The organism is Arthrobacter terrae, from assembly GCF_015708085.1.
In the GTDB taxonomy this organism is placed as follows: domain Bacteria; phylum Actinomycetota; class Actinomycetes; order Actinomycetales; family Micrococcaceae; genus Arthrobacter_M; species Arthrobacter_M terrae.
The window spans coordinates 95252-117434 of the sequence record NZ_JADNYM010000011.1 but is presented as its reverse complement, the minus strand read 5'-3'; the positions used below and the strand labels follow the sequence as shown (position 1 = coordinate 117434).

21 protein-coding genes and 1 riboswitch are annotated in these 22183 nt (G+C 61.7%); of the genes, 11 read left to right on the top strand and 10 right to left on the bottom strand.

What is annotated here, in order from left to right; translation table 11 throughout:
* Positions 1-37: 37 nt before the first annotated feature.
* On the bottom strand, positions 38-1186 hold the full coding sequence (locus IV500_RS10250; RefSeq protein ID WP_230854800.1) for a mannose-1-phosphate guanylyltransferase: 1149 nt from the start codon (positions 1184-1186) through the stop codon (positions 38-40).
* Between the two features lie 209 nt (positions 1187-1395).
* On the opposite strand from IV500_RS10250, the gene sdhC reads away from it, so the two are divergent.
* The 4 genes from sdhC to IV500_RS10230 all read left to right on the top strand — a co-directional run bounded on the left by sdhC (position 1396) and on the right by IV500_RS10230 (position 5020).
* Positions 1396-1776 carry a succinate dehydrogenase, cytochrome b556 subunit gene (gene sdhC, locus IV500_RS10245; protein ID WP_196396704.1) on the top strand — a complete coding sequence of 127 codons (381 nt, stop codon included), beginning with the start codon at positions 1396-1398 and terminating at the stop codon, positions 1774-1776.
* Positions 1777-1778: 2 nt separating this feature from the next.
* Entirely contained in the window at positions 1779-2243 is a 465-nt protein-coding gene (locus tag IV500_RS10240; RefSeq protein ID WP_196396703.1) for a succinate dehydrogenase hydrophobic membrane anchor subunit, read from the top strand.
* Positions 2244-2435: 192 nt separating this feature from the next.
* A complete protein-coding gene (gene sdhA / locus IV500_RS10235; protein ID WP_196396702.1) occupies positions 2436-4223 on the top strand; it encodes a succinate dehydrogenase flavoprotein subunit in 1788 nt (595 codons plus the stop codon).
* Positions 4223-5020, top strand: coding sequence for a succinate dehydrogenase iron-sulfur subunit (locus tag IV500_RS10230; RefSeq protein WP_196396701.1), 798 nt, complete (start codon positions 4223-4225; stop codon positions 5018-5020). Before sdhA ends, IV500_RS10230 begins: the two co-directional genes overlap by 1 nt.
* A gap of 103 nt (positions 5021-5123) precedes the next feature.
* Here IV500_RS10230 and IV500_RS10225 read toward each other — a convergent pair whose 3' ends face one another.
* From IV500_RS10225 to glyA, 7 genes are all read right to left on the bottom strand, one after another.
* On the bottom strand, positions 5124-6044 hold the full coding sequence (locus IV500_RS10225) for a YihY/virulence factor BrkB family protein (protein WP_196396700.1): 921 nt from the start codon (positions 6042-6044) through the stop codon (positions 5124-5126).
* 67 nt (positions 6045-6111) lie between these two features.
* The gene (locus tag IV500_RS10220; protein ID WP_196396699.1) at positions 6112-6744 is read right to left on the bottom strand and encodes a 2'-5' RNA ligase family protein; all 633 of its coding nucleotides are present in this window, start codon (positions 6742-6744) and stop codon (positions 6112-6114) included.
* 4 nt (positions 6745-6748) lie between these two features.
* The gene (gene trpS / locus IV500_RS10215; protein ID WP_196396698.1) at positions 6749-7768 is read right to left on the bottom strand and encodes a tryptophan--tRNA ligase; all 1020 of its coding nucleotides are present in this window, start codon (positions 7766-7768) and stop codon (positions 6749-6751) included.
* Positions 7769-7823: 55 nt separating this feature from the next.
* Positions 7824-8759 (bottom strand): exodeoxyribonuclease III, encoded by a 936-nt coding sequence (locus IV500_RS10210; protein ID WP_196396697.1) that lies wholly within the window; start codon positions 8757-8759, stop codon positions 7824-7826.
* A 50-nt stretch (positions 8760-8809) separates the two neighbouring features.
* Entirely contained in the window at positions 8810-9394 is a 585-nt protein-coding gene (locus tag IV500_RS10205; RefSeq protein WP_196396696.1) for a hypothetical protein, read from the bottom strand.
* 120 nt (positions 9395-9514) lie between these two features.
* Positions 9515-10459 carry a bifunctional methylenetetrahydrofolate dehydrogenase/methenyltetrahydrofolate cyclohydrolase gene (locus tag IV500_RS10200; RefSeq protein ID WP_196396695.1) on the bottom strand — a complete coding sequence of 315 codons (945 nt, stop codon included), beginning with the start codon at positions 10457-10459 and terminating at the stop codon, positions 9515-9517.
* A 4-nt stretch (positions 10460-10463) separates the two neighbouring features.
* Entirely contained in the window at positions 10464-11756 is a 1293-nt protein-coding gene (gene glyA / locus IV500_RS10195; protein WP_312875888.1) for a serine hydroxymethyltransferase, read from the bottom strand.
* A gap of 121 nt (positions 11757-11877) precedes the next feature.
* A riboswitch (ZMP/ZTP riboswitch) is annotated at positions 11878-11963 on the bottom strand.
* 90 nt (positions 11964-12053) lie between these two features.
* Here glyA and purU point away from each other — a divergent pair.
* The 7 genes from purU (at position 12054) to IV500_RS10160 (ending at position 20278) form a co-directional block, all read left to right on the top strand.
* The gene (purU, locus tag IV500_RS10190) at positions 12054-12923 is read left to right on the top strand and encodes a formyltetrahydrofolate deformylase (protein ID WP_196396694.1); all 870 of its coding nucleotides are present in this window, start codon (positions 12054-12056) and stop codon (positions 12921-12923) included.
* A gap of 92 nt (positions 12924-13015) precedes the next feature.
* Complete coding sequence (locus IV500_RS10185) at positions 13016-13546, top strand: gamma carbonic anhydrase family protein (protein ID WP_196396693.1); 531 nt, start codon at positions 13016-13018, stop codon at positions 13544-13546.
* Positions 13547-13654: 108 nt separating this feature from the next.
* Positions 13655-14854, top strand: coding sequence for an ROK family transcriptional regulator (locus IV500_RS10180; protein ID WP_230854782.1), 1200 nt, complete (start codon positions 13655-13657; stop codon positions 14852-14854).
* Between the two features lie 158 nt (positions 14855-15012).
* Positions 15013-16557: a multiple monosaccharide ABC transporter ATP-binding protein gene (mmsA, locus tag IV500_RS10175; protein WP_196396692.1), complete on the top strand. Its 1545-nt coding sequence runs from the start codon at positions 15013-15015 to the stop codon at positions 16555-16557.
* A gap of 26 nt (positions 16558-16583) precedes the next feature.
* Positions 16584-17849 carry a multiple monosaccharide ABC transporter permease gene (mmsB, locus tag IV500_RS10170; RefSeq protein WP_196396691.1) on the top strand — a complete coding sequence of 422 codons (1266 nt, stop codon included), beginning with the start codon at positions 16584-16586 and terminating at the stop codon, positions 17847-17849.
* Between the two features lie 72 nt (positions 17850-17921).
* Positions 17922-19016, top strand: coding sequence for a substrate-binding domain-containing protein (locus IV500_RS10165; protein WP_196396690.1), 1095 nt, complete (start codon positions 17922-17924; stop codon positions 19014-19016).
* Positions 19017-19132: 116 nt separating this feature from the next.
* On the top strand, positions 19133-20278 hold the full coding sequence (locus IV500_RS10160) for a Gfo/Idh/MocA family protein (protein ID WP_196396689.1): 1146 nt from the start codon (positions 19133-19135) through the stop codon (positions 20276-20278).
* Between the two features lie 211 nt (positions 20279-20489).
* Here the strand turns inward: IV500_RS10160 and IV500_RS10155 are convergent, their stop codons facing one another.
* Both IV500_RS10155 and IV500_RS10150 read right to left on the bottom strand, forming a co-directional pair.
* Positions 20490-21203 carry an ABC transporter ATP-binding protein gene (locus tag IV500_RS10155; RefSeq protein WP_196396688.1) on the bottom strand — a complete coding sequence of 238 codons (714 nt, stop codon included), beginning with the start codon at positions 21201-21203 and terminating at the stop codon, positions 20490-20492.
* A complete protein-coding gene (locus IV500_RS10150; RefSeq protein WP_446680230.1) occupies positions 21190-22053 on the bottom strand; it encodes an ABC transporter ATP-binding protein in 864 nt (287 codons plus the stop codon). Before IV500_RS10150 ends, IV500_RS10155 begins: the two co-directional genes overlap by 14 nt.
* Positions 22054-22183 lie beyond the last annotated feature (130 nt).

Sequence of the window (22183 nt, the reverse complement as noted above, 5' to 3'; positions counted from 1 at the left end):
GATCTGACCGGGGACCGCACCGGACCTGTCAACCGGGCTAGAGAACGTCCGTGTCGCCGCTGGCCTTCAGATGGTCCACCGCGCTCTTCACCTGCTGGGCGTGCGCCGTCGTCGTCACCAAAAGCGCGTCCGGTGTGTCCACGATGACGACGTCCTTGATTCCGATCAGCGCGATGACCCGCTTGGTGTCGGTGACGACCACGCCGGAGGCACCTTCGGTGAATACCCGGGCGCCCTCCCCGACTACGGTCACATCGTCCACTTCTTTGGCGCTGTTGAGCCGGCCAATCGCAGCGAAGTCACCCACATCGTCCCAGCTGAACGTCCCCGGGATCACTGCGACGTCGCCGGCATCGGCCGCGGGTTCGGCCACGGCGTAGTCAATGGCCGTCTTCGGCAGCGTCGGCCAGATCCGCGCTGCAACTTCTTCCTGCTGATCTGTTTCCCACGCCTCGGCGATTTGCGTCAGCCCGGCAAAGAGCTCCGGCTGGTTCTTTTCCAGGTGCTTGAGCATCAACGCCACGGGGGCAACAAACATCCCCGCATTCCAGTTGTAATCTCCACTGGCCAGATATTCCGCGGCCACCGACTCGCTCGGCTTTTCCACAAATTCGACGACGGCGTGTGCGCTGGGAGCGCCGGGAACATCCAGTGCTGCACCTGTCCGGATGTAGCCGAAGCCAGTGGAAGGATGCGTGGGTTTGATCCCGATCGTCACGATCTTTCCCGTGGCGGCAGTGCAGATCGCCTCGCGGACGGCATCCTGGAACGCTGCATCGGGGCTGATCACCTGATCCGCGGCAAAGGAACCCATGATGATGTCCGGATCCCGCCGGTACAAGATCGCGGCCGCCAGCCCGATCGCGGCCGCAGAATCCTTGGGCTCGCTTTCCAGCACCAAGTCGGCAACCTTGATCTCCGGCAGCTGACGGCAAACGGCCTCCCGATGGGCGGTGCCAGTGACAACGACGACACGCTCCCCGGCCAGCGGAACAAGCCTGTCATAGGTTGCGCGGAGCAGCGTACTGCCCGAATTCGTCAAATCATGGAGGAACTTCGGCGCAGCGGCGCGGGAGAGCGGCCACAACCTCGTGCCCACTCCTCCGGCGGGAATGACTGCATAAAACCTGTCCATAGGTTGCGCGGAAGGGGCCTCGGCGGATCCGGCGTCCGGGGTATTGTGCATTTGCGTATTCATCACCGGTTAGTCTAATGGACTCCAGCCCCCGCTCCCGGGCGCCCGGCTGTGATCAGGACCATAGAGCAAGGAGCGCCTAATTTGAATAAGCTGTATACCAAGCCTACATTTAGGCCTGAGCTAGGAGTGCTCTCGCAACGAGCGTAACCCCGCGTGGAACCACGCTAGCGCCGCTGTGAAGCAGAGAGGATTATTGCGTGCCGACAAAACCAGCTGGCACTTTGTACCGCGGCCGAGAAGGCATGTGGTCCTGGGTGGGACACCGTATTACCGGTGTCGTTATTTTCTTTTTCCTGTTGGTTCACGTTCTGGACACTTCGTTGGTGCGCGTATCCCCGGAGGCGTACACCGCCGTCATCGGCACGTATAAGAATCCGATCATGGGCCTGGGCGAGGCTGGCCTGGTCGCCGCCATCGTTTTCCACGCGTTCAACGGGCTGCGGATCGTTGCCATCGACTTCTGGAAGAAGGGCAATAAGTACCAGGCCCGGCTGCTCTGGGCAGTTTTGATCCTGTGGGTCGTTGTCATGGTGCCGTTCCTGATCCGCCACCTTTCCATCGTTTTCGGGGGGCACTAATCATGGCCACACCTACAATCGACGCCCCGCGCAGCGGCAAGGTTGATGTCAAGTACACCCGCAGGAAGGGCGGCAAAGGCAACTTTGAGATGGCTGCCTGGCTGTTCATGCGTCTGTCGGGCGTCGTTCTGGTCGTTTTGATCTTCGGTCACCTGTTTGTGAACCTCATGGTCGGTGACGGCATTCACGCTATCGACTTCGGTTTCGTTGCCGGCAAGTGGGCCAGCCCCTTCTGGCAGATCTGGGACCTGCTGATGCTCTGGCTCGCCATGCTTCATGGCACCAATGGCGTGCGGACCATCATCAACGACTACGCCGAACGCAACGCTACGCGGATGACGCTCAAGACGGTGCTCTACGTGGCGACGGTCGTCATCATTGTCCTCGGCACGCTCGTCATTTTCACCTTTGACCCGTGCCCGGCCGGCGCTGTGACGGACCTCCCGTCCTTCTGCACCGCCAAATAACCGGAAACTGACCAACTAATCAGCGCAGGTTCAGCCACCGCCGGTAGACGGACGTGGCCATCAGTAAGCACTGAACGCTTTAAATCCCACACGTCTTAAACCCCACACTTCTTAAACCTCACACTTCTTAAACCCCACACTTCTTAAACCCCACACTTCTTAAACGCAGTAAAGAGAGAAAGAGCATCCAGTATGCAGGTCCATAAGTACGACGTCGTCATCGTCGGGGCCGGTGGCGCCGGCATGCGTGCCGCCATCGAATCCGGCCAGCGCGCACGCACCGCTGTACTGACCAAGCTCTACCCCACCCGATCCCACACCGGTGCGGCCCAGGGCGGAATGTGCGCTGCACTGGCCAATGTCGAGGAAGACAATTGGGAGTGGCACACCTTTGACACCGTCAAGGGCGGGGACTACCTGGTTGACCAGGACGCGGCGGAGATTATGGCCAAAGAAGCCATTAACGCAGTCCTCGACCTGGAAAAGATGGGGCTGCCGTTCAACCGCACCCCCGAGGGCCGGATCGATCAACGCCGCTTCGGCGGGCATACCCGCGACCACGGCAAGGCCCCGGTCCGCCGTGCCTGCTATGCTGCCGACCGTACCGGACACATGATCCTGCAGACGCTCTACCAAAACTGCGTCAAACACAACGTTGAGTTCTATAACGAGTACTACGTCCTGGACATGCTGATGGTGGATGAAGAAGTCACCGTCGACGGCGTCACCCGTATCCAAAAGCGCGTAGCCGGCGTCGTCTCCTATGACCTTGCCTCCGGTGAACTCCACGTCTTCCAGGCCAAGAGCATTATTTTTGCCACCGGCGGCGCCGGCAAGGTCTTTAAGACGACGTCAAATGCGCACACGCTCACCGGCGATGGTATGGGCATTGCGTTCCGCCGCGGCATCCCCCTGGAGGACATGGAGTTCTTCCAGTTCCATCCAACCGGACTGGCTGGTCTGGGCATCCTGCTCTCCGAAGCCGCCCGCGGCGAAGGCGCAATTCTGCGCAACTCCGAGGGTGAGCGCTTCATGGAGCGTTATGCCCCGACCATCAAGGACCTTGCCCCCCGGGACATTGTGGCCCGGTCAATGGCCAACGAGGTCCGCGAGGGACGCGGCTGCGGCCCGAACAAGGACTATGTGCTCCTTGATCTGACCCACCTTGAACCGGCGCACATCGACGCGAAGCTGCCGGACATCACCGAGTTCGCCCGCACCTACCTCGGTGTCGAGCCCTACACGGAGCCGGTCCCGGTTTTCCCGACCGCGCACTATGCCATGGGCGGCATCCCCACGAACGTCAAGGCCGAGGTTCTGCAGGACAGCGACAATGTCATTCCCGGCCTGTACGCCGCCGGTGAGGTGGCCTGCGTGTCGGTGCACGGTTCCAACCGGCTGGGCACAAACTCGCTGCTGGACATCAACGTCTTCGGCAAGCGGGCCGGAATTGCCGCCGCCGAGTATTCCCTGACCGCGGACTTCGTGGACCTGCCGGCAGATCCGGAGGCCTACACCGTGGAGCTGCTTAACCACGTCAGGACGTCCGACGGCGGCGAAAAAGTTGCGCTGATCCGCAAGGAGCTGCAGGACACGATGGACGCCAATATGCAGGTGTTCCGGACCGCCGAGTCGCTGAACAAGGTTTTGAGCGACATCGCCTCCTTCGAGGAGCGGTACCAGCGCATTACCGTTCAGGACAAGGGCAAGCGGTTCAACCTGGATCTGCTCGAGGCCGTGGAACTGGGCTTCCTGCTTGAGCTGGCCAAGGTCATGACCGTTGCGGCGCTGCATCGCGAGGAGTCCCGCGGCGGTCATTTCCGCGAGGACTTCCCGGAGCGTGATGACGAAAACTTCATGAAGCACTCGATGGCCTACAAGGTTGCTGAGGGGGCCAACGCCGAACACACTGCGGGCATCCGGCTGGGGACCAAACCGGTTGTATTCACGCGCTACGAGCCGATGGTGAGGAAGTACTAATGAGCCCGATTGAAACTGCTGAAACGGCACCGGAACCGGCGTCAAAGATCGAACTGCCCGCGCACATTGGCGGCGGTGGCGAAATCCCCACGTTCGACATCACCTTGCGCGTACGCCGATACAACCCGGAGGTGTCCGAGGACTTTGTCTGGGAAGACTACGAACTGACCATGTACGGTACGGACCGTGTCCTGGACGCCTTGCATAAGATCAAATGGGAGCACGACGGCTCGCTGTCCTTCCGCCGCTCCTGTGCGCACGGTGTCTGCGGCTCCGATGCGATGCGCATTAACGGGCGCAACCGGCTGGCCTGTAAGACTCTGCTGAAGGACCTGGACACGAAAAAGCCCATCACGGTTGAGGCGATCAAGGGTCTGCCGGTGGAAAAAGACCTGATTGTGGACATGGAACCGTTTTTCCAGTCGTACCGCGAAATCATGCCTTTCCTGATTAACAAGGGCCACGAACCCACTAAGGAGCGCCTGCAATCCGCGGAGGAGCGGGCCCGCTTCGACGACACTACTAAGTGCATCCTCTGCGCCGCGTGCACCTCATCGTGCCCGGTCTTCTGGACGGACGGCCAGTACTTCGGCCCGGCAGCAATCGTCAATGCGCACCGCTTCATCTTCGACTCCCGCGATGATGCCGGCGACATGCGCCTGGAGATCCTCAACGACAAGGAAGGTGTGTGGCGTTGCCGCACCACCTTCAACTGCACCGAAGCATGCCCCCGCGGCATCCAGGTCACGCAGGCGATCTCGGAGGTCAAGCAGGCCATCCTCAGCCGACAGGTCTGACCCTCATCCAGGACCAAACCACATCGGCTGAGCCGTAGCTGTCCGTTAGAGCCTTCTACAGGACAGCTACGGCTCAGTCGTTTCGATGGGGCGGTTGATTTGGTCAGGCCGGCCGCAGGGTGCGGGCGCGTCCCCGCTTGTCCGCCGCGAGAACGGCGGCATCGGCATCCGCCTGCCGCACGGCAGCATAGGCGGCGGCGAACAGGAAAACCTGGCTGACGAAGTTAAACCAGATGAGCAGGCCGATGATCACGACAAATGACGCGAGCAGTGGGTTTGCGGTTGCCTTGCCCAGAAGCAGGCCACTGAGCAGCTGAAGGATGGTCATTCCCACGCCGGCCAGGGCTGTGGCGCGCACGAAGATGCTCCGGTCCAATTCCAGCCCCGCTGCCAGCTTGAACAGAATCGTCGCCGTCAGCCAGTTAAGCAGCAGGGCCACCGCCACTCCGAGTACAAAACCTGCGGGGATCGCCACAGCCGTGTCGAGATGCAAAACTCCTGTGACCGCATCCAGGGCACCGCCGAAGACCACGGTTACCCCGGCCGTGATCAACAGGGCCACCCCGAGCAATACCAGTGTCCCCGCGTCCTTAAGCTTCTTCACTACGGGATTAACTGTCAGCGCTTGGAGCCCCGCTACGCCCCGCATGCCGATGCGCAGCGACGCGATCCAGCTCAGCGCGGTGAAGATGGTTACCAGCGCCGCGATGATCGCCGTCCAGCCGAGCCCGGTCGGGTTCAGCAGTGCCTGCGGATCCACTAGTCCATTGCCGCCGTCGACCTTTAAAAGTCCCGGCGTGCTCTTCGCGACGCTGGAAACCAAGGCGTCCAGCAGCGCCTTGTTGGATTTCAGGACCAGCGCGGCGATCGAAAACCCGGTGGTGAGCAGACCGGTGATGGAGAAAAACATCGTGAAACCGATACCCGCCGCCATTACGGGGCCGCGCTGTACGTTGTACTGGGCCAGCATACGCAGCGGCTGCAGGGTGTTGAGCCGGGCGAGCTGAAGATTCAGCCAGGTCATAAAGACTCCGACGCGCCCGGCACCTGCGCGCTTGGCGCGGCCATACGCGGCCTGATTGCCAATTACCTCAAGCCGGAGCTTTGCCAAGTCGGTTGGGCGCGGCTTCGTACCTCGAGGTACCTTGATTTTCGGATGTCCCGCCAAATTTCAGCTCTTCCTTTAGTAGCCACGCGCCAGAATCATTATGGACATAGAGTCCCATTCCCGTCACCGGAAATGTTGCCTCAAAGTCTGCCAGAGTCCGCGCGGCCTCATCGAGCCCTGCAGCGCTGATGTCGTGGGCGATGGTGATATGCGGATGAAAATCGAAGACGAGGTCCCTGGCCAGCGGGCCGCTTTGCAGCAATTCGTGCAATTGTACGCACTCATCGAATCCGGACCCCAACTGCAGGTAAACCACCTCGGACACCGGCCGGAAGGAGCCGGTTCCCCTGACACTGACGCGGAAAGGGCGCTGGCTGGCCGCGACCTGGCGTACGTGCTGGACGGTTTCGGCCCAGTCTCCTATTGGTGTAGTGGTAATCAGGGTGATGTGCGCTGGAATCTGGGCCGCCAGAGCGTCCCCGAAGGAACGTCTGTAGGCGGTGATTTCGGCCGCCAGCGGCTCCGGCAACGCCACGATAATCCCCGCCCACCGGCATCCGGCCTCCGGCGCGGGGACGACCTCCGATGCAATGCGGGTCCGGGTTGACTGGTTCATGGTCTTAGCGGCCGCCCTGCAGCGGGAGAAAGCCCATCTTGTCGTAGACACTGCTCAGCGTCACCGACGCGATTTCGCGTGCCCTGCGCGCCCCGTCCGCCAGCAGCCGGTCCAGCTCCGCGGGGTCGGCCAACAATTCATTTGTCCGGTCCCGCAGCGGCGTGAGGAAATCCACCATGACATCCGCCAGATCGACCTTAAGATGCCCATACATTTTGCCCGCATAGGCGTTTTCCAGCTCCGTCACTGTCTTGCCCGTCAGCGTTGCATAAATGGTTAAGAGGTTGGATACACCCGGCTTAGCCTCAAGATCAAAGCGGACCACGGTGCCATCATCCGTTACCGCCGATTTGATCCGTTTCGCAGCAATCTTCGGATCCTCCAGCAGCTGAATGGATCCGCTGGCGGATTCTCCTGTCTTGGACATTTTGGCGGTTGGATTCTGCAGATCGTAGATCTTCGCGGACTCCTTGAGGATCTTCGCATCCGGAACAGTAAATGCTTCGCCAAAACGGGTATTGAAGCGCTGGGCCAGGTTCCGGGTCAATTCCAAATGTTGGCGCTGGTCTTCACCGACGGGCACCAGATCGGTCTGGTAAAGCAAAATATCCGCGGCCATCAGCGTGGGGTAGGCGAAGAGCCCCAGCGTGGCCGCGTCGGTGCCGCCCTTCTGGGTCTTGTCCTTGAACTGCGTCATCCGGGCGGCTTCGCCGTAGCCGGTGATGCAGTTCAGCGCCCACGCCAGCTCGGCATGCTCGGGCACATGCGACTGGACAAAGAAAATGCACTTTTCCGGATCGATTCCCGCGGCAATGTACTGGGCGGCAACGGTCCGGGTCCGACGCGCCAGGTCGCCGGGGTCGAAATCGACCGTCACGGCGTGCAGATCGGGAATGAAGAAGACCGCGTCGTATTCGGTTTGCATCGACACCCAGTTGCGCACGGCACCGATGTAATTACCCAGATGCAGTGAATCGGCAGTGGGCTTCGCGCCGGACAGAATGCGCTGACGTGATGCGGTCATAAAATCAGTACTCTCAACTGTCTGTAGTGGTCTCTGGTGCTGTTGTAATCTCTGGCTAGGAGCGCACGTTGAGCTGGTAGTCGACCACCAGCGGGGCATGGTCGGAAAAGCGCGTATCCCACGAGGGCGCCCGGTCGACGACGGCAGCGGAGGCTGCCGCTGCAAGGCCGGGGGTTGCCATCTGGTAATCGATCCGCCAGCCCGTGTCATTGTCGAACGCCTGCCCGCGCCAGGACCACCAGGTATAGGGACCTTCGACATCACCGGAAAGACGACGGTGGACGTCTTTCCAGCCGATTTCCGCACCAAAGAACCTGTCAAAGTAGGCGCGTTCCTCAGGAAGGAAGCCCGCCCGTTTGACGTTGCCTTTCCAGTTCTTGATATCCAAGGTGGTGTGGCCGACGTTAAGGTCGCCCACGACCAGCGCGTGGTCGCTTTCCCCGCTCAGCTGCGGGAGCCGCGTTGCCATCACGTCCAGGAAACGGTACTTATCCACCTGTTTGGGCGTGTCGACTGCGCCGGAATGCACGTAGGCGCTGACCACCGTGAGCTCCACCGGCTGCCCGGCGGCGTCCTGGAGCTGATAGTCCGCTTCCACCCAGCGCCCGGCGGTAGCGAAGTAGTCATCCCCAATGCCGATCCGGGTCTGCAGTGGCTGTATGCGGTCTTTGCGGGAGGCAATTGCGACCCCCGCGCGGCCTTTAGCCTCGGCTTCGGCATGCAGAATATGCCAGTCATCGCCGAGCAGTTCGTGCACAATCGCGTCGGGCGCCCGCACTTCCTGCAGGCACAGGATGTCTACATCCCGCGCGGCCAGCCACTGGGCCATTCCGCGCTTATAGGCGGCCCGGATTCCATTAACGTTCACTGACGCGATCCGCAGACCGGTCTTCGCGCTGACCGCCGGCAGGTGGGACGCTTGAGACTGCGGATCAGGTTCCGCCGTTGGTTCGATAAAGGACTGCGCTGCCGCGGTTGTACTCGTTGCCATGCTCACGTATTCCACTTTACCGTTTCCCGCCGGCACGCGGACCGCGCGCGCTAGTCGACGACGACGCCGCTGACCGTTCCGCCGTCGTCGGACCCGTCCTGCTTACGGCCCTGCGCTGACCCATCGACGCCGCCATCGGCCCGTAGCATGCCCTGGCCGTTGTGCGCCGTGATCGCGATGGTTTCCAGCGCGCGGGACATGGCGGCGGTGTCGGCATCGGAGCCGTGCCGCAGCTGTTCCTCAAGAAGGCCGGACTGAACCGCAATGATCTTGAAGCTGTGCTCCAGCTTCCGGTCACGGATGCCGGCGGACCCGTCGTCGATCAGTGTGGTTCCCCGCCCGGTGTTGCCTGCCGCAGCGGCTGCGCCGGGGCCGGTGCCGGCTAAAGTGCTTTGGGCCCGGCGGACCTGCTCGGCGCCGAAGCTCGCGGCCTTGTGCACCCCGATGTAGACGAACGTGGACAGGACCAGCCAGCCGAGGGCGACGGCGGCAATGAACCAGCCCAGTACATCGTTTTGGTTGGCTGCAAAAACCAGCGCCACCAAAAAAACAAGCGCGAGCACCACGGTGCCCAAGCCGGTCCATTTCCCGGGCCGCGGCCGGACTGCGTGATTATCCTTGCCAAGAGAGTACATCTGACTAGTATCTCAAACGCCTCGCCGGCACGCGAAAACGGGACCGGCCCACGAAACGGGTGCTGCGCTCCCCCTGTTTTCGTGGGCCGGCCCCGCTGTCACCGCGGTTCGGCCGGCGGCTCAGTCCGCGATGATGCCCGCCTGGCGTTCGGCGGCTTCGACGACGTTGGCCAGCAGCATGGCGCGCGTCATCGGTCCCACGCCGCCCGGATTAGGCGAAAGCCAGCTCGCCACGTCGGCAACGTCAGGATCGACGTCGCCGACGATTCTGGACTTGCCCGTCTGCTCGTCCACTGCGCGGCTCACGCCCACATCCAGTACGATCGCGCCTTCTTTAAGCTCGGCGGCCTTAATCATGGCCGGCATTCCGGCCGCGGCCACCACCACATCGGCCATAGCAAGCAGCTCCGGCAGGTCCAGTGTGCCGGTGTGCGCCAGCAGCACCGTGGCATTGATGGATCGACGGGTCAGCAGCAGGCCCAACGGACGCCCCACGGTGACGCCGCGGCCGATTACCAGCACCTTCTTGCCGTTGAGCGCGATCTTGTGCCGCAGCAGCAGTTCCACAATCCCGTGCGGCGTGCACGGCAGGGGTGCGTTGACCGGCGAACTGACGTTCAGGACCAGCCGGCCAAGGTTGGTCGGGTGCAGTCCGTCGGCATCCTTCGCCGGGTCCATGCGCTCCAGAATGGCATTGGTATCGATGTGATCCGGCAGCGGAAGCTGGACTATATAACCCGTGGTTCCCGGATCAGCATTGAGCTCATCGAGCACGGCCTCCAGCTCCTGCTGGCTAACATCCGCCGGCAGCTCCCGCCGCACCGAGTTGACCCCGATCTCCGCGCAGTCCCGGTGCTTTCCCCGGACGTACCACTGGCTGCCGGGATCCTCCCCTACCAGGACCGTGCCGAGCCCCGGGGTGATTCCGCGGCCTTTGAGCACCTCAACGCGGACGGCCAACTCGCTTTTAATGGTTGCCGCTGTCACTTTTCCGTCCAGGACCTGGGCGGCCACGGGCGTGCCAAAGGGCGTTTTTGCCCGCTCTGGATTAATGCTGTTAGACATCAGTTCACCATTCTTCCTGGCCTGGGTACAGCGGAAAGTCTGCTGTCAGCTTCGACACCCGGGCGCGCAGGGCCTGGGCATCGGAGGCCGTGCCGTTCTTCAGCGCAGTGGCAATGATGTCCGCCACCTCGGTGAACTCCGCCGCACCGAAGCCGCGGGTGGCCAGTGCAGGGGTACCGATGCGCAGCCCGGACGTCACCATCGGCGGGCGCGGATCGAACGGCACTGCATTGCGGTTCACCGTGATCCCCACACTGTGCAGGAGATCTTCTGCCTGCTGGCCATCCAGTTCCGAATTGCGCAGATCAACCAGCACCAGGTGCACGTCCGTGCCGCCGGTCAGGACCGACACGCCTGCCTGCGCAACGTCGTCGGCGTTCAACCGTTCGGCAAGGATCTTGGCACCCTCCAGCACCCGTCCCTGGCGTTCCTTAAACTCGGCACCGCCGGCAACCTTGAAGGCCACGGCCTTAGCGGCGATAACGTGCATCAACGGGCCGCCCTGCTGACCGGGGAAAACGGCGGAATTGATCTTTTTGGCCCACTCCTGCTTTGCCAAAATGACGCCGGAGCGCGGGCCCGCCAGAGTTTTGTGCACCGTGGAGGTGACGACGTCGGAATACGGGACCGGGGAAGGGTGCAGTCCGGCGGCAACCAGACCGGCAAAGTGCGCCATATCCGTCCACAGCAGCGCGCCGACCTCATCGGCAATGGAGCGGAAGGCGGCAAAATCAAGGTGCCGCGGGTAGGCCGACCAGCCGGCGATAATCACCTGCGGCTTCTCAACAATTGCCTGCTCGCGCAGCTTATCCATGTCCACCCGGAACGTCTCCGGATCAACCTGGTAGGCCGCCACCTGGTAGAGCTTGCCGGAAAAATTCAGCTTCATGCCGTGCGTCAGGTGGCCGCCGTGAGCCAGGGACAGGCCCAGGATCTTCTCTCCGGGAGTAATCATGGCTGCGAGCGCTGCGGCGTTCGCCTGCGCACCCGAGTGCGGCTGGACGTTGGCGTACTCGGCTCCGAACAGCGCCTTAACGCGTTCAATCGCCAGGTTTTCGGCCACGTCGACGTATTCACAACCGCCGTAATAACGCCTGCCCGGGTACCCTTCGGCGTATTTGTTCGTCAGCACCGAGCCTTGGGCTTCAAGGACCGCCCGTGGCGCGAAGTTTTCCGAGGCGATCATTTCGAGGGTGTCGCGCTGGCGTCCGAGTTCATCTTTGAGGACTGCCGCGATTTCGGGATCCAGCTGGGCAAGCGGAAGGTTGGTCACTGACTGGGCGGGCTGAATAGGCACTATGACTCCTGGTGGGCGTAGAGAAACTGCTACAGGTCAGGTTACCGGTTGAGGCGCCGTTGCCTGCGGCAGAGCGCAGTCATGGAACCGCGCTTCGGGCGCGTTTCAATAGGAAAACGTGACCCTCGGCCCAGGCGTACGATCCGTGGTCGTTTATCTCGCTGCTCCCCGGTGGTGCCCCACCTAACGCCAGTTACAACACGGTTAATTCTAGTACAAGGGCGGTAGCCGGCTGGCTGCATTACGGGCCGGGAGCGGCGTTACAGGTCCAGGCACGGCAAAGGTAACGTTGACTTGGTGAGCGAAACAGGAACTTCCGCAGCGCAAACCGGCTTCATCCTCACCCTGTCCTGCGCCGATAAGCCCGGGATAGTGCATGCCGTTTCCGGCTCGCTGCTGGACAGCGGCTGCAATATCACCGATTCCCAGCAGTATGGAAACCCGGTGACCGGCACCTTCTTTATGCGCGTCGCCGTCCAGACGGACACTGCGTTCTTGTTGCTGCGCAACCGGTTGGAAGCTGTGGCGGAACGATTCTCGCTGACCTGGGAACTGCACCGCACCGGCACTCCCGTCCGGACGCTGATCCTGGCTTCCAAGTCCGCGCACTGCCTAAACGACCTGCTGTTCCTGCAGCGCTCCGGAACCCTGCCCATCGAGATCCCGGCCATCGTGTCCAACCACCATGAACTGGCCGATCTGGCCGCGTTCTATGGCATTCCGTTCCACCACATCCCGGTGACCGCCGGGACAAAAGCCGACGCCGAGGACGCCCTTCGCGAGCTCATTGCCGCCGAAAACGTGGAGCTGGTGGTGCTGGCCCGCTATATGCAGGTCCTTTCCGACGGGTTGTGCGCGGAGCTGGCGGGTAAAGCCATCAACATCCACCATTCCTTCCTCCCTTCCTTCAAGGGCGCGCGGCCGTACCACCAGGCGCACGCCCGGGGCGTGAAAATCATCGGCGCCACGGCCCACTACGTCACCGGTGCGTTGGACGAAGGTCCCATCATCGAGCAGGAAGTCATCCGGGTGGATCATGCGCATTCCACCGGCGAATTCGTGGCGATGGGACGAGACGTGGAGGCACGGACACTGGCCAAGGCGGTTCAATGGCACGCCGAGCACCGCGTGCTGCTGGACGGTACGCGGACCGTCGTCTTCAACTGATCAGCTTCTACGATCAGCTTGCACTGACGGCTCTCACTGATCGGCTTGCACTGATAGCTCTTCAACTGGACTGTTTCAACTAGGCTCATGCCATGAAACAACTCATTGCGTTCAACGGTGTCTCGCCGATGGTCCATTCCTCCGCCTTTGTCGCGCCATCGGCGACGCTGATCGGCGACATGGAACTGGGCGCGGACTCCAGCGCCTTCTACGGTGTGGTGGTCCGGGCCGACACGTCCGCCATCCGGATCGGCTCCGGGACCAACCTGCAGGACAACGTCGTCCTGCACTCCGACCCGGGATTTCCGACGACGGTGGGCAACGGCGTGAGCATCGGCCACGGCGCGGTAGTGCACGGGTGCACGGTGGAGGACGACTGCCTGATCGGCATGGGGGCAATGGTCCTCAATGGTGCAGTAATCGGAGCCGGATCGCTGGTGGCCGGCGGCGCCGTCGTCCTCGAAGGTGCCGTGATCCCGCCCCGGTCCCTGGTGGCGGGAGTGCCCGCGAAGGTACGCCGGGAGCTTAGCGATGAGGAGCTCGACGGCGTCAAGGAGAACGCGCTTCACTACGTTGAGTTAGGGCGGGCGCACAAAGAGATTCACCCCTCCCCAACTGAGTAGCACTTACGGCACGCATATCGCGGTTTGCGTGCCGTAACTGCTACTCAGTTGGGAAGGTGTTGCGTTCAATTCTTGACTACAACGTTCGATTGCTGCACTCTACTATTTATGGCCGACGACGACCGCACCATCGAGATGAAGAGACGCTCCCGTAACCCAGGGTCCCAGACTGCCCTGCGCCAGCTGAACCGGCAGCGCATCATCGACACCCTGCTTGGATCCGGGCCCTCAACTCAGGCGGAAATCTCACGCTCCACCGGGCTCTCCACGGCCACCGTCTCCAATATTGTCAAAAACATGGCCGCCAAGGGTCTGGTGTTTACCTCACCCACCACCAGTTCCGGGCGCCGTGCCGTGTCGGTGACCTTCAATGGGAACGGCGCCATCGCCGTTGGCATTGATTTCGGCCGGAGCCATGTCCGGGTGGTGCTGGCAAACCTCAGTTATCAGGTTGTCGCCGAGCGCGCGGTGCCGCTGCCGTTGGGGCACCATGCCAGCGAAAGCATTAAAGCCGCGGCGGATCTGCTGGCCCGGCTGCTGGCCGAAGCGGACCTTCCTCGAAGCGCGATTGTCGGCGCAGGGGCAGGCATCCCCGGTCCAATCGACCGCCGGACGGGCACGGTGGTTCAGGGAGCTATTTTGCCCGAATGGGTGGGAATTCATCTGCTGGACCGGCTCGAAAAGGTCCTGGAAGTTCCTGTGTATGCAGATAATGATGCGAATTTGGGCGCTCTGGCCGAGGTAACGTGGGGCCAGTACGGTTCCGTGAGTAATTTGATGTTCCTGAAAATCGGCAGCGGGATCGGTGCGGGTCTTATTCTCAATGGGGCCCCCTACTATGGGCACGTCGGGGTGACGGGCGAGATCGGTCACGCCACGATTAATGAACACGGACCGATCTGCCGGTGCGGTAACCGCGGTTGTCTGGAGACGGTGGCTTCTACTGCCACAATGATTGAACTCCTGGGCCGGGGCTCTGCGGAACCGTTGACCGTCGGTGACATTGTGAGCCGTGCGCTGGCAAAGGACTCAGCAACGCTGCGGGTGATCGACGATGCCGGCCTTGCGGTGGGCCGGGCGATCGGCAACGTTGCCAATCTGATAAACCCGGAAATCATTGTTGTCGGGGGGCCCTTGGCCGGGCTGGGAGCCATCCTGCTGGACCCGATCCGGCGTGGTCTCCTGCGCCACGCCGTGCCCGTCGTGGGCGAGAGCACTACGTTGGCCATGTCCTCCCTGGGTGACCGGGCGGAAGCCCTTGGAGCCGCCTCACTGGTGTTCGCGCAGCAGGGGATCAGTCGTCGTTAGAATCCACCGTTACCGAGTCGTTGCGTTAAAGACTTGACGACAACTACTGCGACCGAGTTTACTTTTCTTCAGGCCGCATCATCCAGCGCCACCAGATGTCCGCAGAATGTGTGAAACCAGTGCAAGACAATGAAGTCGCTTTGGAGGCGTAGATCATCATGGTGTCCAGCAGCCCGGTAATCCTGGAGATGCGCTCCATTACCAAAGAATTTCCCGGCGTCAAAGCCCTCTCGGACGTCTCCATCAGCGTGCGGGCGAACGAGATCCACGCCATCTGCGGTGAGAACGGCGCGGGTAAATCGACGCTGATGAAGGTCCTCTCCGGCGTCTATCCCTACGGCAGCTACAGCGGGGACATTGTTTTCCAGGGCCAGGCCTGTGAATTCAAGGATATCCGTGCAAGTGAGGCCGCCGGAATCGTGATCATCCACCAGGAACTGGCGCTCATCCCCGAACTGTCCATTCTGGAAAACATCTTCCTTGGCAATGAGCCAACGAAATTCGGGGCCATTGACTGGAACCAGGCCCGACGTCGCTCCCTCGATCTGCTGGCCCGGGTGGGGCTGCGCGATGACCCGGACACACCGATCAAGGAGATCGGTGTGGGCAAGCAGCAGCTCGTGGAGATCGCCAAGGCGCTGAACAAATCCGTCAAGCTGCTGATCCTCGACGAACCCACCGCGGCCCTGAACGAAACGGACTCCCAGCACTTGCTGGATCTGATCCGCGGGCTCAAGAGCAAGGGGATCAGCTCCATCATGATCTCCCACAAGCTCAATGAGATTGAGCAGGTGGCGGATTCCATCACCATCATCCGCGACGGCAGGACCATCGAAACTCTCGATGTGAAGGACGACGGCGTCGACGAGGACCGGATTATCAAGGGCATGGTGGGACGGACCTTGGAATCACGTTTTCCCGACCACACACCGAACATCGGCGAGGTCTTCTTCGAGGTCAGGAACTGGACTGTTCGGCACCCGCAGGTTGCTGACAGACTGGTCTGCAAAAATGCCAGCTTCAACGTCAGGCGCGGAGAAATTGTTGGATTTGCCGGTCTGATGGGTGCCGGGCGCACCGAACTCGCGCGGTCCGTCTTTGGCCGCTCCTACGGGAACTTCGTCTCGGGACAGATCATTAAGGACGGGAAGGAGATCGTCCTGCGAACCGTTCCACAGGCCATCCGGCACGGCATCGGCTACCTCACCGAGGACCGTAAATCGTTGGGCCTGAATCTGCTGGACGACATCAAAGAAACCACCGTCTCGGCGGCACTGCAGAAGGTTTCCAAGTATTCCGTAGTAGACGTGAACAAGGAATATACCGTTGCCGAGTCTTACCGCAAACAGCTGCGCACCAAGGCACCCAGCGTGGACGAAGGCGTGGACAAGCTTTCGGGTGGAAACCAGCAAAAAGTGGTGCTGGCCAAATGGATGTTCGCTGACCCCGACCTGCTGATCCTGGACGAGCCCACCCGCGGCATCGATGTTGGGGCCAAGTACGAGATCTACGGCATCATTCAGCAACTCGCTAACCAGGGCAAAGGAGTCATCGTCATTTCCTCCGAACTCCCGGAACTCCTGGGTATCTCCGACCGGATTTACACCATCTTCGAGGGCGCCATCACCGGCGTTGTGAGCAAAGAAGCCGCCAACCAGGAATCGCTGATGAAACTTATGACCGCGGCTAAGAAATCCGCCTGAACCACGGAAGAAACAGGACCCACATCATGAATGGCATCAAGCAGCTTTTCGGCGGCAATACCCGCCAGTTCGGGATGATCTTTGCGCTGATTTTCCTGATCATCTTTTTCCAGGTTTTCACCGGCGGTCTCACCTTGACCCCGGATAATGTGATCAATCTTTTCAACGGAAATGCATATATCCTCATCCTGGCCATCGGCATGGTGCTGGTTATCATCGCCGGCCACATTGACCTCTCCGTTGGATCGATAGCCGCGTTCGTGGGCATCGTCGTTGCGATGACCATGCGGGATTGGCATCTGCCCTGGTTCATGGGGATTCTCATTGGCCTGGTGCTCGGGGCGCTTATCGGAGCCTGGCAGGGATTCTTCGTTGCTTACGTCGGCATTCCTGCGTTTATCGTTACGCTCGCCGGCATGCTCCTGTTCCGTGGGGCCAACCAGCTTGTCGGCAAGTCCAACACCATCCCCGTTCCCAAGGACTTCCAGTACATTGGTGCCGGTTACCTGCCCGAGGTCGGGCCCAACACCGGCTATAACAACCTCACGGTTTTGCTTGGCCTGATCGCCGTGGCTGCGATTATCTGGGGCGAGGTACACACCCGCAGGAACGCTGAGTCCATCGGCGCCGTGGTTTCCCCGCTATGGGTCTCCGTCACGAAGATAGTCGTTCTCTCCGCCGCGGTCCTCTATACAACCTATCTGTTTGCCACCGGCCGCCCCGGCACTTCTTTTCCCATTCCGGGAGTGATTCTCGGTCTCCTGGTGCTGATCTATGGCTTCGTCTCCTCACGCACCATTATTGGCCGGCACATCTACGCCGTCGGTGGCAACCGCCATGCGGCTGCGCTTTCCGGCGTCAAGAGCAAGAAAGTCGACTTCCTGGTCATGCTGAACATGGCGGTGCTTGCCGGTCTGGCCGGAATGATCTTTATCGGTCGTTCCAACGCTTCCGGACCGTTCGACGGCGTCGGCTGGGAACTTGATGCGATCGCAGCGGTCTTCATCGGCGGCGCGGCTGTGACGGGCGGTGTCGGCACCGTTGTCGGCTCCGTCATCGGCGGGCTCGTAATGGCAGTACTGAACAATGGCCTCCAGCTTCTGGGCGCGGGCGCCGACATCACTCAGATCATCAAAGGACTCGTGCTCCTGGCCGCCGTCGTCTTTGATGTTTATAACAAGAGCCAGGGCAAGAAATCCATCACCGGGCTCCTCATGCGGAACTTCGGCAATAGGCCGCAAGCCGAGACGACTGAGACGAAAGACATCATTTCGACGCCGGCCGGCGTTTAGCCCGGAGTGGTGGGGTCGGCTCACATACTTTATCCAGCAGAATATGTATTCCCCTCAAAGAAAGCGATAACCATGTTGAACCTCAAATCGGTGAAGACCATCGCGGTCATTGCCACCGTGTCGGCCCTAGCGCTGACCGGTTGCGGCCGGGCTGACACCGGGTCCACCGCCGGTGGCACTTCCGGCGCGGCCGGCTTCGCCAAAGATGCGCAGATCGGCGTAGCACTGCCGCAGAAAACCTCCGAAAACTGGGTCCAGGCCGAAGGCCTGTTCAACGACGGCCTGAAGTCTGCGGGTTTCAAAGGCGATGTCCAGTTCGCCAATGGCGGCGTTTCTGAACAGCAGAACCAGATCAGCTCCATGATCACCAAAGGCGCCAAGGTCATAATTGTCGGTGCCATCGACGGAGCGCAGTTGGGTACCCAGCTAAAGCAGGCTAAAGACTCCGGCGCTACGATCATCGCGTACGACCGAATCCTTTTGAACACGGACAACGTGGATTATTACGTCGCTTACGACAATTACAAGGTGGGCCAGCTGCAGGGCCAGGCCCTGCTGGACGGGATGAAGGCCAAGAAGCCCTCCGGGCCCTATAACATTGAGCTCTTTGCCGGTTCTCCCGACGATGCCAATGCGAAGGTCTTCTTCGACGGTGCCATGAACATCCTGCAGCCTAAGATCGACGACGGTACGCTGAAGGTTGTCTCGGGACAGACGTCCTTCCCGCAGGCAGTGACGCAGGGCTGGAAAGCGGAAAATGCGCAGAAGCGGATGGACACCCTCTTGGCAGGAAGCTATACCTCCACGACGCTCGATGGCGTACTCTCACCCAATGACACCTTGGCCCGCGCCATCATCACATCGGTGAAAGCAGCGGGCAAGCCGCTTCCTGTCGTCACCGGTCAGGACTCGGAGGTGGAGTCTGTGAAGTCCATCATGGCCGGCGAGCAGTATTCCACCATCTACAAGGACACCACCGCGCTGGTGAACCACGCCATCGACATGGTGAAGGATCTTCAGGCCGGAAAGACCCCTGAGACCAGCACCGAAACCGACAATGGCACCAAGAAGGTCCCCACCTTCTACCTCAAGCCGGTCATCGTCACCAAGGCCAACGCAGCCGAGGTTTATGCCAATGACAAGCTGCTGGCACCGCTGACCAAGTAGCTCCAGCCGGCCCAGTAATCCTGCGGATCACTCAAAGGTCCCCGTCCCGTTTATCCGGGACGGGGACCTTTTGCATTTCCCACCAGCCCCGCACGGCGCTCTGGCATGATGGCAGGATGAGCACCTCCCCCCGCTACATCGCCAGACCGGACTGGTACGCCTCCGGTTCCCCGCACACCCTCAACGCCACCGGAGAGCCGTTGCGCTGGGGCGTCGTGGCCACCGGAAACATTGCCCACACCGTGACCTCGGAGCTGGCGCTGCTGGAGGACGCTGTCCTGCAGGCTGTCAGCTCACGAAGCCGCGGAAAAGCCGCTGACTTCGCTGCGCACTTCGGCTTCAAGCGCCACTATTACGACGGCGGCACTATGGACAGCGACGCGAGCGGCCGCCGGGTGGGCGTGAACGGCGACGACGGCAGGGCGTCTCCGGGTTACCTGCAGCTGGTGCAGGACCCCGAGGTGGACGTGGTCTACGTCGCCACCCCGCACGCCCAGCATTACGCGGTGGCGAGGGCTGCCCTGGAGGCGGGGAAACACGTTCTCTGCGAAAAAGCCCTGACCATCAACGTCCGCGAAGCGGCGGAACTGATTGACCTGGCCCGGGAGCGCGGCCTCTTTCTCATGGAGGCGGTGTGGGCACGGTTCGTCCCGGGCATGCAGCGTGCTTTCGAGATCGCTGCCTCGGGGGAAATGGGCGACGTGCAATGGGTCCAGGCGGACCTGGGATTCCCCGCGGGGACGGACCGCACTGCGCGCATCTGGGCTCCCGAAGCCGGCGGCGGGGCCCTGCTGGATCTGACCGTTTACCCCCTGCTCTGGGCCTGGGGGACGCTTGGCGCCCCCGCGTCGGTCACCGCGTCGGGAACCCTGACTCCCTGGGGAGTCGACAGCCAAAACGCCATCACACTGGCCTATCCGTCCGGGGCCCTGGCCCAACTCACCTCGTCGCTGACCGCATACGGGCCACGCACCGCCGTCGTCGCTGGTTCCAAGGGTTTCCTGCGGAGCACCGGTTCCATTAACAACCCCACAGCACTGGAGATTCAGATCGGCTCCGAGCCGGCGCGGGTGGAGAGTTTCGACTTTCCCGGCAGGGGTTACACGTACCAGCTGCGCGAAGTGACACGGTGCATCCAACAGGGCCTCACCGAGAGCCCGACGATGCCGCTGGCTGATTCGCTGGCCATTATGGCGCTGTTCGACGGAGTCCGGGGCCAGCTCGGCATCACCTACCCCGCGGATGCCACAAGCGCCGGGTGACCGGCCACAACGAGGTGCTGTAAGAATCACCGGATGGCCTCAATTAGCCGCCCGCGCGCGTAGACATTTGCCCAGTTTCCGCCCCCAAAGACGTCCGGCCGACGGCGTGTCACTACAATACGCCATCGTCCGGACCTGGAAACTGGGCAAAGCCTGGCCCCGTGCCCTGGCCCGGTGCCAACGGCCCCGTGCCAACGGGCCGGTACGAGGGCTAGCCGACGCCCAGGTACGCCTCCTTGATCGCCGGGTTGGCGAGCAGTTCCTTGCCCGTCCCGCTGTGCGTGATTTCACCGGTCTCCAGGACGAAGGCCCGGTGCGCGCGGGCCAGTGCCTGGTTGGCGTTCTGCTCCACCAGCAATACCGTGGTGCCCTGGCTGTTGATCTCCGTGATGATCTTGAAAATCTGCCGGATGAACTGCGGCGCCAGCCCCATGGAAGGTTCGTCCAGGAGCAGCAGCTTCGGGTTGGACATCAGCGCACGCCCGATCGCCAGCATCTGCTGCTCGCCGCCGGACATGGTTCCGCCGAGTTGCTTCTGACGCTCCTCCAGCCGGGGAAAAAGAGCAAAAACGCGGGCAATATCTGTGGCCATGCCGCTGCGGTCCTTGCGCCCGAAGGCCCCCATGTCCAGGTTCTCCAACACGGTCATGCCGGGGAACACGCCGCGGCCTTCCGGTGCCTGCGAGATCCCCTGCACCACCCGGATGTGCGCCTTCATCTTGGTAATGTCTTTCCCGGCAAACCTGATGGACCCGGCTGACGGGTTCAGCAGCCCGGAAATGGTTTTCATCGTCGTCGTTTTACCGGCCCCATTGGCACCGATCAGCGAGACGATCTCCCCCTCCTCGACGGTGAAGGACATGTCCTTGATCGCCTGGATCCGCCCATAGTGGACGCTTACATTGTCCAGCTCAAGCAACGTCATCTTCGGGCTCTCCTAGGTATGCGGAAATCACACGGGGGTCTTCGCGGATCGCACGCGGCGCGCCGTCGGCAATCTTCTTGCCGAACTCCAGCACCACGATCCGGTCCGTCACCCCCATCACCAGTTTCATATCGTGCTCGATCAGCAGCACGGTGTAGCCGTCATCCCGGATGGTGCGGATGAGCGTCATCAGCTCTTCCTTTTCCGCGGGGTTGAAGCCGGCTGCGGGCTCATCAAGGCACAGGACCTTTGGGTCTGTTGCGAGCGCGCGCGCTATTTCGAGCCGGCGCTGGTGCCCGTACGGCAGATGCCGGGACAGTACATCCCAGTGATCGGCAATCCCGACAAAGTCCAGCAGGGCCATGCCACGATCGATGGCCGACTTCTCCTCACGGATGTGCGTCGGCAGGCGCAGCAGTGCCCGACCCACGCTGGTCTTATGCCGGGCGTCAAGTCCGACGACGACATTCTCCAGTGCCGTCATCTCCGCGAAGAGCCTGATGTTCTGGAAGGTCCGGGCCAGCCCCATCCGGGTGATCTTGTGCTGTTTTACCCCGCCAATGGACTGGCCTTCCAGCAGCACCTTGCCGCTGCTGGGTTTGTACACCCCGGTCATGGCATTGAAGCAGGTGGTCTTGCCGGCACCGTTAGGACCGATCAGACCCAGGATCTCGCCGCGTTTGATATCAAACGAAACGTTGTCCAAGGCCAGCAGACCGCCGAACTTCACCGTCAGGTTCTGCACTTGGACCAGGCTGTCGCCGACCTTGACACCGATTTCCCGCTCCGGCGCCACCGTCTCGGCCACGTCCCGATCGATCCCCTGTGCGGCAAGCGCATCCCGGTGGATGGCTGCAGGTTCCGCGGCGCCGCCGGGGCGCCGGCCGCTGTCTGCGCTCACATGCTGTCCCGGCTCACCGGGGTGCCCGCCGTATTCGACGTGATCACCGGCGTGTTCGGCAGTGGGATGGCCGTCCTTC